A 14,920-nucleotide genomic window follows, 5' to 3' on the forward strand; every position below is an offset into this window, starting at 1 on the left:
AGGCGTTGATAATGAAGAAGCAATCCCGGATGAGCGCCTGCTTGCTTCAGTGATTCATATTTTCCTTCCATATTAATAATCCTGGTCCCCAGAACCAGACTACATCAAGAGCGGTGCCGCAAACGGAAGAAGAATCAGGAGCAGGGCACTGATGCCCAGAATCCTGGTCCAGAAGGGTTTCAGCTTCTGGTTCTTCTCCGATTTGTACCAGCCCCTAAACTGCAAGTAATTCCGGTACAACACAAAAAACAGCAGAAAATTACCAATTGCAGAAGTATACAAATACCCGTTCCAGCCGTATAACGCCTTGAAGATCCACTGCTCCACGCTTCCAAGCAGAAGTAAGGTCAGTAGTAGCAGAGCTGCCATGCGTATCATTTCTGCGATAAAAGTTGCCACTTTACTCATCTGTTCCTCCGGTTCAATAGTTTCTGTTGCCCGCCTCAATCAGCGGGACACACTCTTCATATATTTGCCGACATACTGCATAATCTCGCGGTTACTGCGCTTATCCTTATACTCTTCGGTCAATGTCATAATGGCTGGAAGACTCTCCTTGTTGAAGCCCCGGTTCCACTCGAACAGCATCACATAACGTTTTCACTTCTATATTTTACCTGTAATCCTTTCCACGCGGCAATCCCCGCAGTCTATAAAGACTACGGGGATTGCTCAGGCATTCAATTCTGGAAAAAAACCGTCTGCTCCTGCGGCTCCCACTTAAGCTGCAGGCCGAACAGTGCCGGCAGGCTGCCCAGCGGCAGATACAGCCGTCCGTCCTGCTTCAGGGAAGCTATCATCTTCACGTTCTTGCCGTTAACCACAGCCAGATCGGCCAGCGGCTTATGAATCGCTGTATAGCTGCCTATAGTAATGATCAGTGCTCCGCTGCCCGCCTCCTGCTGCAAGGTTCCGCCAAGCAGGGCGACAGATTCACGGAGCGGAAGGTAGACCCGCCCGTTCTCCATGATTAAAGGCTCATTCAGCTTAACTGCTGCACCGTCAATCATGAAGGTACCGGCAAATTGCTTCTGGCCCAGACGGTAGCCGCTGGCGGAGGCGAGACTTGCCATCGTTTGGTTGGAGGAGGTAATAATAACGGTCGTATTCTTGGCGATCCGCGGATACAGCCAGTGAATATCATCATTATGCATCCGGATACAGCCGGCACTGACATATTTGCCGATTGAAGCTTCATTATTGTTGCCGTGAATGGCATAGGTCGTACCATAGGTATTGTTTACTTCAAGGCCCAGCCAGCGGTCGCCAAGCGGATTGGCCGGGTCACCGCCGGGAATTTTTTCTTTGTAATAAGGCCGGTTTTTGATTTTGACGACAATTTTGAAGCTGCCTTCCGGAGTCAGGCTTTTGGTTTTTCCGGTTGCAACCGGGAATTCCTTTTCCAGCTTACCGCCGCTGAAATACGCCAGGGTGTTGGTCTTTTTGTTCACAATAATTAATTCCGATGATGCAGAGGGTGCAGAGGATGACGATGCTGCTGCTGATCCGGCGAAGCATGCTGTGAACAGCATTACGAATACAAGGATCAGCCTGCTTGGATGATACGCTTTACTCCGGATGGTCTGCTCGGGCAGATTCATGGCTATCCCACCTCCAGGTTATGGTTGATTCTGGAAACTCGCTTACTTAGACGAAGCTGAGCCGCAATAGTTGCTTAGCAGCCTGTACCTATTCATATCAACCTGTCCCGCCGGATTGAAGCAGCTGAAGCCGGGATGAATATTCAGCAGTCCGGCACGGGATAATAAGCCCGCATGACCATTACATCACCCGCCAAGGAGGCAACTTAATTGAATTTAAATCATTCCAGCCAGATCAACGAATGCGAACAAATCATCCAGCAGCTAATGACCGAAACCCAGCAGGGAACGCAGAATTACCAGCAGCTTCTGCAGCAGGAGCAGCAGCATTCCGCCAAGCTGCAGGAGCTCAGCCAACACAGCAGCAAAGCCATTCAGATGATTCAGCAGGCACTGCAGGGTCATCAGACTGCTATGCAGCAGCTGCAGCATGTCTCGCAGATCATCCGGCAAATGGATACTTCCGGGCAAAGCACCGGTTATAATACGGGAATGCCGAGATATAACACCGGAATGCCGAACTTCAATCAGGGGATGCAGGGTATGAATTCCGGAGCTTCCTCTAATCCGTCCTATAATACCCAGCCGGTGAATTCGCTGCACAGTCCGCTGAATTCATCCATGCAACCACAGCAGATGCATACGCAACAGATGCATACACCGATGTTCCAGAACCCTTCCTTCAATGCTCCGATGAACCAGGGACGGAACTTCCAGCAGTAAGACAAAAGGGTTCTCTCATACCGCCTAAGCGGTCCTGCAGAGAACCCTTTCCTGTATCCGCATTTAAGGCTATACCACCAGCCGCCCCCGCTTCTCCGCCAGGCCGATCGTTGCTTCTACGCCGGAATTAAACTCCAGATAATCGCTTTCGACTCCGTCGCTGAAGATTACCCCGTCCTCCGGCATCTGCGAGGTTATCCGCAGCGGCATGCCGCTGCACACTCTCCCGAAGACCAGATCAGCTGAAGTCGTCCGGCTGGGAAAAGGCTCCCGGACTGTGAAATACAGCTCCGGATGATCCCAGGCCAGCCCTTTGCCCCCGCTGAGCGCTGCGGAGTCTGCCAGCGCCGCTGCACTCAGCGGGGAACCGTTCTGCTGCAGCCGGGAGGCGCTGCTGATGATGCCCGCTGCTCCGGCAAGGACACTCCTCAGCCACCCGGTCGAGCCCATGCCGGTCGAGACAATGATTCCGCTGGACGACTGCTGCTCCAGCAGTCCGTTCACCTCAAGCTGATAACGGGCTGAGACATGGGTCCGGCGGCCGATGAACAGATCGTTGACCCCGTAAAGGCTCTGGCCGTCATTCAGCTCGGCCTTGGCCAGCGTGACCTCCCGTACCTCACGCCGTCCATGCAGCACCTCCGGCACCAGTTGCCGCAGCTCCTTGACGGTGTACGGGAGCAGTACGCCATCCCAGCGCTGCGGATCAGGATTAACCCCAATCAGCGGCTGCTCGCGTAGATACTTCAGCGTATTGGCTACCAGGCCGTCCTGTCCCAGCACAACTACCGTATCCTGAGCGCCGAATATATAATTCGGCACATGCTGCCGGTCGAGCAGCTGCAGCCGGCCGATCGCACTCAGCTCCGTCACTGCCGTCTCAAGCGCCTTGCGGTAATGGAAATCCTCGCTCAGATAATCGCTGAAGTCGGCACCCAGCCGTTCAATGTAGAACTGGGCCTGCTGAATCGTATTATAGCGGACCACCAGCTCTTCCAGCCTTGTATTGCGCTTAATCAGAATAATTTTGTTCTCGGACAGCCGGCTGCCGCCACCGCCGCCTTGGGCCCCCCCGCTCATCGTCCGCCGCCTCCCCCGGCACCTGTCTGGCCGGACATCAGGCCCTGCAGCAGATCCGGCGTAATGTTCAGCTGCCCGATCTTCTCTGCATTCTCGGCCAGCTCCTGGAACGCGATGGCGATCAGCTTATCCGGCTTCATACCGACATTAGTCAGGGCCTGCAGCACACCCTGCGGTACCCCCTGCAGCGAATTCATGACTGCCGACAGCTCATAAGCCTTGGCATCCGCCTCTTCCCGCTGATTCGCTACCGTCAGCCCGATCAGCTCCTGCTTCTTCTCCTCAAGGGCGGTATCGAAGCTGAGCTGCTCTTCCTTCATTTCGTTCTGCTTCTGCTTCACCGAGCGTTCGGCATCGAGCTGGGTCTCACGGATCTGCCGTTTCTTCGTCTCTACGGCAATCTCCGTATTCAGCTCATTCTCCTTTACCCGCCGTTCCTGCTCAATGGAGGCATTACGCCGTTCATAGAGCGCGTTGTCCGCGCTGCGGAGAATCTCCTCCCGGGCCTGCGCCTCCAGTGCGCGCAGCGTCTCCTTATTCGGCACCACTGCGAGAATGGATAAGCCCATCAGCTCAATACCCAGCTTCTCAATCTCCGTACTCTGCCCGATTTCAAGCGTAATTGTCTTGGCCAGGCGTTCACTGGATTGGATCGCTTCCTTCAGCGGCAATTGTCCAATCTGCTTCTTGGTCAGTACTTTGGCAATATTAATCACCCGCTGGGCCAGCTTATGCGGATCATCGGAGAGATACGTATTCTTCCGTAAATTATAGGTGTAATTGAGGATCTGCGTCGTCTTGCGGTAATCGGTAATCCGGTAGGTCAGCTGCCCCTGTACGGACACCGTCTGATAGTCAGCGGTAATCTCTTCAAATATGAACGGAACATCGATCGACGAGACCGGCACCACCACCACTGAAGTTGTAGGGGCATAATAATGAAAGGCAAGCCCGACTCCCTCGCGCACCACCTTACCGTTCTTCACCTTAAGCACATAATCACTGGGCTGAAACTTTACAAACCGGAATCCGAACATGGTCATTACCTCCTGTAATTTGGTCTGAAGCCATGAATCAATCAGCGGGAAATGATATTAACTATTTGATATTATTAATTTGTTATTAACAATATCTTAGCAGACCATGGTGATATTATCAATACGGTAATAACAAAATAATCAAAAAAATCACCGCCTTCTCCATCCCGGAAAAAGCGGTGATCCTTCTACTTATTATTTTACGGTGACTTTAATCTTGACGGTTTTGCCGCCATATTTCACGGAGATGCTGGCCGATCCCTTGCTGCTGGCTTTTATCAGACCGTTTTTACCGGTAGCTACAAGCTCTTTGGACGAAGTCCAGGTTGCCGCCCTGGATACATCGGACTCGCTCCCATCCTCAAAAGTAGCCGTAGCCGCCAGCTGTACCGACTGCCCCACACTCAGAGTGAGATTCATCTGGCTGACCTCGAGATATTTCAGCACATCTACGGTGACGGGGATTTTTACCGTTTTACCGCCGTATTTGGCCGTGACGTAGGATTTTCCGTAAGCAACCGCCTTTACCGTTCCTCCGGTTACTGTGGCGATTTTGTAGCTGCCGCTTTTCCACTCCGCCTTATCCGTAACATCCCTGGTGCTGCCGTCACTGAAAGCTATACTGACCGTCACTTTGCCACTATCGCCGGATTTCATCGCCAGATTGGTTACAGATGCTGTAATTTCAGCTATCTGATCGACCTCAATGCTGATGCTCACCTTCTGGCCGCCGTACGAGGCTGTAACGGTTGTCTTGCCCTTCAGCACCCCGGTTACGAGGCCCTTCTTCACCGTAGCAACCGTCGTTTTGGCTGAGCTCCAGTCCGCATCCGCAGTTACATCACTCTCTTCACCTGCAGAATCGGTAGCGGTTAAGGTGATCTGCCCCTTATCCCCGGCGGACAGTACAACCAGGCTGACATCTGCAGCAAGCTCATCCACCAGACCGCACTCGACAGTAATCGTTGCCTTCACACTGCCCAGTTTGGCGGTAATTACGGCCGTGCCTGTTCCGGTTCCGGTAATCAGGCCGTCCTTAACCTCGGCCACCTTCTCATCGCTGGAGCTCCATTCCGCCTCATCCGTCACCGTCAAATCACTGCCATCGCTGTAACTGCCGGTAGCTACCGCCTGATAGGTCTCATCTTCCTTCAGTTCAACCGCTTTGGCGGACAGCGTCAGCTTGTCCGGTGTTCCTGCCGTAACCTTAACCGCAGCCGTCTTGCCGCCATACGAAGCCGTGATGACTGCACTGCCTGTAGCATAGGCCGTAATGGTGCCTTTACTTACATCGGCCACAGCCGCATTATCCGTACTCCATACCGCATCCCCGGTTACATCCTGTGAGGTGCCGTCCGCATAACTGGCCATTACTGTTACCGCTTTGCTCTGGTCCTTGCCGAGATTCAGCTTGCTGACCGTCAGATTGAGGCGCGCGGCTGTTTCGACGCTCACGGCAACTGTAATTGTTTTACCGCCGTATACTGCAGTAATTGTGGTTGCACCGGACTTGTAGCCTGTCACCAGACCTTTGGTTACTGTTGCAATATTCTCGTCAGCCGCCGTCCAGACGGCGCTGTCTGTCACAGTGCTCGGTGTGCCGTTTGCGTCCAGGGCGGTCAGCACCAGCTGGCGGGTAGCGTTCAGACGCAGGTTAATGCTCTCACTGTCAGCACTCAGCTTATTGCTTTTGCCTACAGCAGCAGCTGCCGTAACCTTCTTCCCGCCATATTCCGCCGTGATAGTCACGTTGCCTTCCGAGTAGGTGGTGATCTTCCCCTTATCTGCAAAAGCCACGGCCTCATCGCTGGAGGTCCAGGCTGCCTTGCTGGTTACATCCGTTACCGTGCCGTCAGCAAAGGTCGCACTCAGCGTAAGCGCCTTATCAGCATCTACCGCCAGGTTCAGCTTGGTTTCACTCAGGGCTAAGTGCCTCGCTGTTCCTACATCCACCGTAATGGCTGCGGAGGCTCCGTTATAGGTTGCTGTAATAGTAGCTGTTCCTATGGTATAGCCGGTAATCAGGCCTTTACTGGCCAGTGCGATGCTTTTGTCGCTGGAGGCCCAGGCTGCGCTGGCTGTCACATCCGAAGAGGAGCCGTCTCCGGCAACGGCAGTCAGGGTCAGCTGCTTCGTCCCGCCGGACTGCAGGAATACACTGTCACTGCTGGCGGTCAGCTTGCTGACCGTTCCGACTTCGACCTCAAGTGAGGTTTCAAGTGTGCCGTAGGCGGCAGAGATTGTCGCGGTTCCCGCTGATTTGTAAGTGGTAACCGCGCCTTTTTTGACAAAAGCCACAAGCTCATTGCTCGAGCTCCACACCGCCTTGGCTGTGACATCTTCAGTCGTTCCGTCAGCGTAGGTCGCTGTCAGGGTAAGCGCATGGGAGGAGCTTGTCTTCAGGCTGAGCTGCTCTTCACTCAAGTCGAGATAACGGGCAACCGCAACATCTACAGCTACCTCCACCGATTTATCACCATAGGTTCCCGTAATCGTTGCCGTTCCGGCGGCATTGCCGTATATCCGGCCTTTATAGACATAAGCAATGCCGGAATCGCTCGAGCTCCAGACCGCTGTGCTGGTCACATCCTTGACCGTCCCGTCCGGATACACCGCTGTAAGCTTAAGCTGCTGGTCTTCCTCCGTCTTCAAAAAAACATTCTGATCATCCACCGCCAGTTTGCTGGTCTGGTCAACCGATACCTGAATGGCGGTGGTTTTGGTGCCGTACTTTGCCGTAACCACTGCCGTTCCTTGCTTGTAGCCGGTAATGACTCCCTTCAGCACATCGGCGACAGACTCATCACTGGAGGACCAGGCTGCAAGCGCAGTTACATTCTCCTGGGTGCCGTCCTGAAAAGTAGCCGTAAGCTTTACCGCCGCACTGTCTTTCAGCAAAAGCGCAAGCTCCGGCTGATCCGCTTCGATCCGCTTGGCTACCTCTACACTGGCAGTGACGGTAATCGTTTTTTTGCCATATACGCCTGTGATAGTCGCAGTACCGGAGGAAATCCCCTTCACTACGCCGTTCACCACGGTTGCTACCGCAGCATCGCTTGTGCTCCAGACCGCTTTGCTCGCCACAGTAGCATCGGTTGTATTATCAGAATATGTAGCTGTCAAAATGATACTGCCACTCTCCGCCTTGCGCAGGTCCAGATTCTGGATATTCTGCGTCAGCGCCTTAACCTTCTTAGTCACGGTAACGGTCGCCGCCTGGGAGAACTTCGTTCCGTCACTGTAGGTGAATACCGCAACGATTGTAGCTGTCCCTTCTCCCTTTGCGGTAACCATCCCGTTGTACACTGTAGCTACAGCCGGTTTGTCACTGGACCAGTCACTATTGACGGTCACATCGCCCGAGGTGCTGTCGGAATAGACCGCCGTAGCCGTCAAAGCCGAAGTATCCTCGATCGCAAGCGTCAGCTCACTAACATTCAGCACAATTTTGGAGACAGTGACGGCTGTCGCTGCAAGCGCGAGCCCCCCGTTAGCCAAGACCAGGACCAGCGATAATGCCAGCAATACGAACCTGAAATACCTGTGTTTTCTCAATCTGTTATCCTCCTTGCCGTTGTTTGATTCCACTTTCTTATCGACATGCAGCGGCTCTAAAATCAGGTGCTTAAGACTCATTTAAGTTCCTATAACAAGATTAATTATTCAGTTTATTGATCTATGTATATGAATTTTCCCACCTCAAATAAACCTGCTCACAGCCCGGCTGAGTGCATCATAGCAACCTAAACTGAATTTAATCTGAAAAGCTTCAATATTTTTTCACATGAAGTTTTCACCTGTTAAATCCGCTATAGCAGTTCATGCTGCAGCGGCATTTTTGCACAAAATCAATTCCCGCTGTAGGTTTTGTCCATTGAGTAACAGAAGGGTTTACTTTATGATGTTTTCAACGAGAATGATTATCATTATTGGTAATCGATATATATGGGGAGGCATACTTACAATGAACAAGGCAAAACAACCTTTCGTGATTCTGTGCATCATCTTCCTGATGAGCACCTTACTGCTCGCCTGCGGCAACAACAGCAACGGGCAAGGCAGCAATGCCGCTGCCAATACGGCGGCAAGCAACGCGGCGGCAACAACAGCACCTGCAGCTGAAGCTGAAGCTACTGCGGAACCTGCTGCAACAACACGCTCTTACACAGATTACAAAGGCCACACTGTTGAAATCCCTGTAAATCCTGAGCGGATTATCTATTCCGGCGAAACTTACGGCGACCTAATTGCACTGGGCGTACAGGCTGTCGGTTATCCGCTCTCCATGGGCGAGGGCCAGGTATTCGAAGACAAGCTGGCAGGCGTGGAGGATGTCGGATTCCCGATCAATCTGGAGAAGACACTTGAGCTTCAGCCTGATCTGATTATCTATGCCGGAACGGATGAGGCGGATTTCGAGGCATTGTCCAAGATCGCTCCAACCATCATCTTCAATACCTTCGCTCCGCTGGACGAACGGATGACTGAAATCGGCGGGATTCTGAATAAATCAGCTGAAGCAGAAGCTTGGCTGGCTCAATACCAGACGAAGGAACAGGAGATGTGGACACAGCTGAAAACTGCGGGCATGAAGGATGGCGAAACTGCTGCAGTCTTCACTTATTATCCCGGTGACCGGTTGTTCGTAATGGCGACAACAGGGCTGTCGCAGGTATTGTACGGAGAGAACGGCTTCAAGCCAACTCCGGCAATCCAGGCCGTGCTTGACCAGGATATGGGCTTCCAGGAAATCTCGATGGAAGTTATCCAGGAATACGCAGGAGACCGGATCTTCCTTCTGACTCCAGTTGCAGACGAGGCGAAGAAATCGACTGAGAAGCTGCTGCAGAGCGCGGTTTGGAAAAGCCTGCCGGCCGTCAAAAACGGCCATGTCTACACCCAGGACATCATGAAGACCTCCAGTGATGCTACCACCAGAGAGTGGCTGCTGGGCGAAATTCCTGTAATGCTTAACAAATAGGCAGAATGACAGCAAGCTTGCAGGTTATTGAACCGTAAGCAAGACGATTCTCACAGCAAACGGCAAAAAGCAGCTTATCGACTAGATGTTGATAAGCTGCTTTTTTTTATATACAATAAAACTTATTGATAATCGTTCTCAATATATCTTGAAAGGAGTGCGAGCCATGCGACAGCCTGCCCTGAATCCTGAACATACACCTGCACCGGCTCTGCCGTCCGTTCCGCTCCGCTCCCTGCTGTTTCAGCTGCAGGATATTCAGCTTATCATCCGCAGTGCCGACACGGTCTCTCTTGCACAGACTGTCCATCAGCATACCCTGCTGGTATTTACAGGCGGCCGCGGCGTACTCCGCACCGGTGAGCAGCCAGCCATTACCGTGAACGGGGACAAGTGCTGCCTGCTGCCGCCCGGAGCCTCTTACAGCACGGATAATCAGGAGATGACACTCTACTATTACCTTCTCACCTTCACTGCCATCACAGCAGGCGAAGCTCCTGCACCTTACATAAATGAGCTGCTGCCGGACCGCAAAGAATTAATCGTCCACCCGTTCACCCGGGTAATCCGCCTGGCCGAAGAACTGCTCGCGAGTCACGGCAGCGGGGATGAAATCCAGTACTTCCGTCAGCAGCTCCGGTTCCAGGAGCTGCTGCTCCTGCTGTTCGAGCATAATTATTCTACCCGCCAGCTGCCGAGCCCGGCGCAATCCGTGGAGAGTACAATCCTGTATCTGCAGGATCATTACATGGAGAGCATTACCGTGAAGCAGCTTGCTGAGCTGGCCCATGTCTCCCCCTGGCAATACACGCCGATCTTCCAGAAGCTGACCGGCAAGCGGCCGCTGGATTATCTGGCTGATCTGCGGATTAAGCATTCGAAGCATTATCTGCTGGAATCCTCCGAACCGCTGCGCGAGATTGCCCGGCTGGTCGGCTTCTCCGACGAGTACTACTTCAGCCGCCGCTTCCGGCAGAAGACAGGGGTCACGCCCGGGCAATACGCCCAGGCACAGCAGCGCAAGGTTACCGTCAGAGACTGGACGGGGCATGAGGTGGAGATTCCCGAGCGCCCGCGGCGGATTGTCTACCATGGAGAGACACTTGGTGATGTGCTGGCGCTGGGCGTCAAGCCGGTGGGCGGGGATGAGGCCTTCGCCCGGAATACCGTCTATAAGCACCGGATCCGGAATCTGGCCAATGTCGGCTTTCCGCTGGACCCGCAGCTGACCCGGTTAATCAGCCCCGACCTGATCATTATCGCGAACCCGGATGAACGTATTTACCGGCGCGTGTCCGGCATTGCGCCGACAGTCACCTTCGATTCATTTGCTCCACTGGAAGAGCGGATGCGGATTCTCGGCGGCTGGCTCGGCAAGCCGAATGAAGCCGAGGCCTGGCTGGAAGCCTATCACGCCAAAAACGCCGCCATGTGGCAGCGTCTCTACACCGGCGTGCTCCAGCCGGGTGAAACGGCATCTGCACTGGTCTATGATCATGGCAGCCATCTGTTCGCCATGGGAATGTCCGGCTTGTCCACAGCCCTGTATGCCCCCGGCGGCCTGCAGCCGACGGCGGAAATCAAGGCTATGCTGGACCAGGGCTTGGGCTTCGGCGAGGTAGATCCTGCGCAGCTGCACAGCTACGCAGGCGACCGCGTCTTCATGCTCGTCCCGGAGCGCGAAGACTCGCGGGAAGCCATGAAGCAGCTGCTCCAGTCGCCGCTCTGGAGCAGCCTGCCCGCCGTGCAGCGGGGCCATGTCTACATGCTGGACAGCGCCAAGTGGAATTCCGGCGACGCCCTGACCCGCGAGCGGCTGCTGACCCTGCTGCCCAAGCTGCTGGGCGGGCAGCAGGGAGGCTGATGCAGCTGCTGGGCGGCGGGGTTAGCTAGGTTTGCCCGGGGCGGCGGGAGTGGTGAGCAACTTGGTTTGCTCGGGGCTCGGGGCTCGGGGCTCGGGGCTCGGGGCTCGGGGCTCGGGGGCTGAGGTAACTTCGATCTTGTTCGTAGACGCAGCAGCTTGAACCCGGCGCGGCTCCAGCCGCTCCCTAGCAGATTCTGAAGTTAAGTGGATAAATGACATTTATTATCCGGCAAATCTCAATTTCCGGCCAAATAGTTGGATAAAGAATAGGCCTGTTGATTAGCCAAAAAAAGGTAGCAAAAAGGCCGCTCATTCGGTAAAGTGTTTGTACCCCTACAAACTATCCGAAACGAGGCGACCTCATGAAAAAGTCTACTTCAATTTCACACATTCTGCAATTGGTGATTCCCGAGGAAGACATGCGTCCCATCCTGGAAGAATTACAATATACGGATGTTGCGCGTAAATTTACCGTGTATGATTTGTTTTTATTTTTGGCGGAAGCTGCGTTTCAGCAGTGGGATGGATACCGAGACGGCGCACAGCGAATGTCCCTTCAGGGACAACGTACGGTGAATTATTCTACCCTTTCCAAAAAGGCCAAGGCGGTTCCTTTTTCAGTATTTAAGCGTCTATTGAATCTGATGCTAGGGCTATGTAACCGGAAGACAAAGCGTACCCTCGGTATTCCGAAAGACCTGTTAATCGTGGACTCCACCACTATTTCGGTCGGTCAGGGTCGGTTGCCGTGGGCGCAAATTAAAGGGCGAAAAGCAGGCGTTAAGCTGCATGTCGGGTTACTCGGGGACTCGAACGAATTGCACAAAGTGACGGAGACCCCGGCCATTCAGCATGATCTAAACAGTTGTGCTGCGCTGCTCGACAGCCAATTTATTTTGGTGGGTGACCGTGCTTACGGGAAGCACCAACTGTTTGACCGCTATCAAGAGCAGAAAGAGCGGCAATATTTTGTGATTCGGCTTAAGGATAATACTACGCTCGCCAATCCCATCCCGCGCCTGCGAAATCGCCCATTTGAGGGAGGGATCGAACAGGATTTGACGTGCCAATTGGGAAAGAAAAAGGCGCTCTCCGAGAATCGGTTTCGAGTGGTTATTCTGAAAGATCCCAAGGGAAATCCCGTCATTCTCGCAACAAATCTGCACTGGCACTCCCCAGAAGCCATAGCAGAGATCTATAAGAAACGTTGGCAGATTGAAGTTTTTTTTCGTTGGATTAAGCAGCATTTAAACATTCCCAAGTTGTTTGGAACCACAGAAAATGCAGTCTATGGACAGCTCTATGTGGCTTTATTGGTGTATGTGTTGCTAAAGTTTCTGTTTGAGCAGGGAAATCGTATCGTGCACGCTAGCGCTAGGTTAACGTTCGCGAACTTTGACCGGTTATTTGCGCTGCATAAGTTACCTGTGGAGTGGAGGATTTATTTAGCTCAAGCCGTCCATTTTATTAACACAAACTGGTAAATCAACAGGCCTAGATAAAGAACACTTATTCAGGAGCAATCTGGTTGATATCGGGCTTTTGTGCGAATTTAAGTGCCCTAAATCCAACTAATCCCTTAAGAGCAGAAAATCTGGGATCATTAAGTGTCATAAATCCAATTATTGTATACGCCGAACTCTAAAATTAAAACAAGCTGGCTGGAGAAACTCTATTGAGCCATGGGGTTCACCAGTCAGCAGTCAGCAGGCTAGTCCAGCGAGGTGGCGGTACTTAATTACGGTCACCTTAGTAGTACCTGCCTTCGCATGAGCTCATTGTATTCGGTTTTTCGCATTCATTTGACCGTTCTGCCTTCGCATGAGCTCATTGTATTCGGTTTTTCGCATTCATTTGACCGTTCTGCCTTCGCATGAGCTCATTGTATTCGGTTTTTCGCACACATTTGTCCGTTTGCCTTCGCATGAGCTCATTGTATTCGGTTTTTCGCACACATTTGTCCGTTTGCCTTCGCTCGAGCTCATTGTATTCGGTTTTTCGCATTCATTTGACCGTTTGCCTTCGGTGTTGATCTTCTGCTCTGCTAATTTCCGGCATTCTGCGCTGCCTGCCCGTTTCCATCAGGGCCATTCGGGCAGGTCAGCTTCATGAACAGCTTCATTTTGCCGCTTCAGGAGCGGAGTGCTTGATCTTCAGCACGAGAATCCCCTGCCCGGACCGGTTCTCTGGCAGCTCAACAGTTAAGCCTTCCCCCTCCCGGCTCCACACCAGCTCTTCGCTGCATCCCAGCAGCTCTACCGCCAGAATCTCACCAGCCAGCTGCTTGGAGCGGCTGCCCAGAGTCCCGATGACAGAGATTCCGCCCTCCGGCCAGCCCATAATAGCGGCATAGAGCAGCTCTTCACCTCTGGTTGTGAAGCGGATATCCTGCGGGGTGAACGGACTGCGCTTCGTATCATTGAACGTGCCGCTGACAATCTGCGTCGGCCCTTCGCCGTATACCTTCCAAGGCCGTGTTCCGTAGATTGCCTCCCCGTTCACCGCCAGCCAGTCTCCCACCTCGATGAGCAGCTGCTGCTCCTCTTCCGGAATAGTCCCGTCAGCACGCGGCCCGACATTGAGCAGCATCACTCCGTTTTTGCTGACAATATCAACCAGATCACCGAGGATCATGCCGGATGTCTTGTATTTATGGTCAGCAATATGACACCAGGCGGTTTCACCGACGGAAGTGCAGGTCTGCCAGACCACCGGGTTGATGTCAGCCAGCTGGCCCCGCTCCATATCATAGACGGCGGTCCCTTCGGCGAAAGCATCAAACTTATAGTTGATGACTGCTCCCTGCCCCCACTCCGCTGCCTTGTTGTAGTAATAGGCGGCCAGCTGCTGCAGATAAGGCTTGAAGACAGGCTGCTCAATCCACCAGTCGAAATAGAGCAGCTGCGGGCCATAGCGGTCGATCAGGTCGCAGGTGCGGACCAGCCAATCATCGAGAAATTCCTCATTCGGGGGCAAAATCGGCAGCGGATACGCCGGATCGCCGTAGCAGGGCTGTGCCGGGCCGTACAATTCCGCATACTTCGGATCTTGCACATCCGACGGGAGCTCGCGGCCTCCGTTGTAGTACCACCAATTCTCCGCCCGGTGGCTGGACACGCCGAAGGTCATATAATGCCGCCGCACAGCAGCGCCGAGCTCTCCGATGATATCTCTGCGCGGGCCCATCCGCGCTGCTGTCCATTCGGAGAACGGGCAGTCATACATCGCGAAGCCGTCATGATGCTCAGCTACCGGCACGACAAATGCAGCACCGGCACGCTTGAACAAGGCTGCCCATTCCTCCGCATTGAACTGTTCTGCTGTAAACTCAGGAATGAAATCCTTATAGCCGAAAGTATCCGGCGGACCATAAGTTGCAAGGTGATGCTCGTAGACCTCCGTGCCTTTCCTGTACATATTGCGCGCATACCACTCTGTTCCGAAGGCCGGTACAGAATAGACACCCCAATGAATGAAAATCCCGAATTTCGCGTCCTCATACCAGCGGGGCACGGAATACTTCCCGAGCGACTCCCAATCCGCCGCAAACGGGCCGTTCTCCACTGTACCTTTGATCTCCAGCTTCTTCTCTTTGCGCAGCTCATGCAGCGTAGGTTTTGACAAGGAACTCACC

11 protein-coding genes are annotated in these 14,920 nt (G+C 53.4%); 4 read left to right on the top strand and 7 right to left on the bottom strand.

Annotation, left to right across the window (positions count from 1 at the left end; genetic code table 11):
- Positions 1-99 precede the first annotated feature (99 nt).
- The 3 genes from LOS79_RS19030 to LOS79_RS19040 all read right to left on the bottom strand — a co-directional run bounded on the left by LOS79_RS19030 (position 100) and on the right by LOS79_RS19040 (position 1,601).
- Positions 100-408: a hypothetical protein gene (locus tag LOS79_RS19030; protein ID WP_315411623.1), complete on the bottom strand. Its 309-nt coding sequence runs from the start codon at positions 406-408 to the stop codon at positions 100-102.
- Positions 409-447: 39 nt separating this feature from the next.
- Positions 448-591, bottom strand: a complete 144-nt coding sequence (locus LOS79_RS19035) for a hypothetical protein (protein ID WP_315411624.1) — start codon at positions 589-591, stop codon at positions 448-450.
- 89 nt (positions 592-680) lie between these two features.
- Entirely contained in the window at positions 681-1,601 is a 921-nt protein-coding gene (locus LOS79_RS19040) for a L,D-transpeptidase family protein (protein ID WP_315411625.1), read from the bottom strand.
- A 210-nt stretch (positions 1,602-1,811) separates the two neighbouring features.
- Between LOS79_RS19040 and LOS79_RS19045 the strand changes: the two genes are divergently transcribed.
- Positions 1,812-2,324, top strand: coding sequence for a hypothetical protein (locus LOS79_RS19045; protein WP_315411626.1), 513 nt, complete (start codon positions 1,812-1,814; stop codon positions 2,322-2,324).
- 69 nt (positions 2,325-2,393) lie between these two features.
- On the opposite strand, the gene LOS79_RS19050 is transcribed toward LOS79_RS19045, so the two are convergent.
- The 3 genes from LOS79_RS19050 to LOS79_RS19060 all read right to left on the bottom strand — a co-directional run bounded on the left by LOS79_RS19050 (position 2,394) and on the right by LOS79_RS19060 (position 7,996).
- On the bottom strand, positions 2,394-3,404 hold the full coding sequence (locus LOS79_RS19050; RefSeq protein ID WP_315411627.1) for a diacylglycerol kinase catalytic domain-containing protein: 1,011 nt from the start codon (positions 3,402-3,404) through the stop codon (positions 2,394-2,396).
- Entirely contained in the window at positions 3,401-4,441 is a 1,041-nt protein-coding gene (locus tag LOS79_RS19055) for an SPFH domain-containing protein (protein WP_315411628.1), read from the bottom strand. The genes LOS79_RS19050 and LOS79_RS19055 overlap by 4 nt, the downstream gene beginning before the upstream one ends.
- 195 nt (positions 4,442-4,636) lie before the next feature.
- Complete coding sequence (locus LOS79_RS19060; protein ID WP_315411629.1) at positions 4,637-7,996, bottom strand: Ig-like domain-containing protein; 3,360 nt, start codon at positions 7,994-7,996, stop codon at positions 4,637-4,639.
- 409 nt (positions 7,997-8,405) lie between these two features.
- On the opposite strand from LOS79_RS19060, the gene LOS79_RS19065 reads away from it, so the two are divergent.
- The 3 genes from LOS79_RS19065 (at position 8,406) to LOS79_RS19075 (ending at position 12,770) form a co-directional block, all read left to right on the top strand.
- A complete protein-coding gene (locus tag LOS79_RS19065; protein ID WP_315411630.1) occupies positions 8,406-9,422 on the top strand; it encodes an ABC transporter substrate-binding protein in 1,017 nt (338 codons plus the stop codon).
- A gap of 166 nt (positions 9,423-9,588) precedes the next feature.
- On the top strand, positions 9,589-11,286 hold the full coding sequence (locus LOS79_RS19070) for a helix-turn-helix domain-containing protein (protein ID WP_315411631.1): 1,698 nt from the start codon (positions 9,589-9,591) through the stop codon (positions 11,284-11,286).
- A gap of 362 nt (positions 11,287-11,648) precedes the next feature.
- On the top strand, positions 11,649-12,770 hold the full coding sequence (locus tag LOS79_RS19075; protein WP_315411632.1) for an IS4 family transposase: 1,122 nt from the start codon (positions 11,649-11,651) through the stop codon (positions 12,768-12,770).
- A 634-nt stretch (positions 12,771-13,404) separates the two neighbouring features.
- Here LOS79_RS19075 and LOS79_RS19080 read toward each other — a convergent pair.
- Positions 13,405-14,919: an alpha-L-fucosidase gene (locus LOS79_RS19080; RefSeq protein ID WP_315411633.1), complete on the bottom strand. Its 1,515-nt coding sequence runs from the start codon at positions 14,917-14,919 to the stop codon at positions 13,405-13,407.
- Between the last annotated feature and the right edge of the window lies 1 nt (position 14,920).

The organism is Paenibacillus sp. MMS20-IR301 (assembly GCF_032302195.1).
Lineage (GTDB): Bacteria > Bacillota > Bacilli > Paenibacillales > Paenibacillaceae > Paenibacillus_AQ.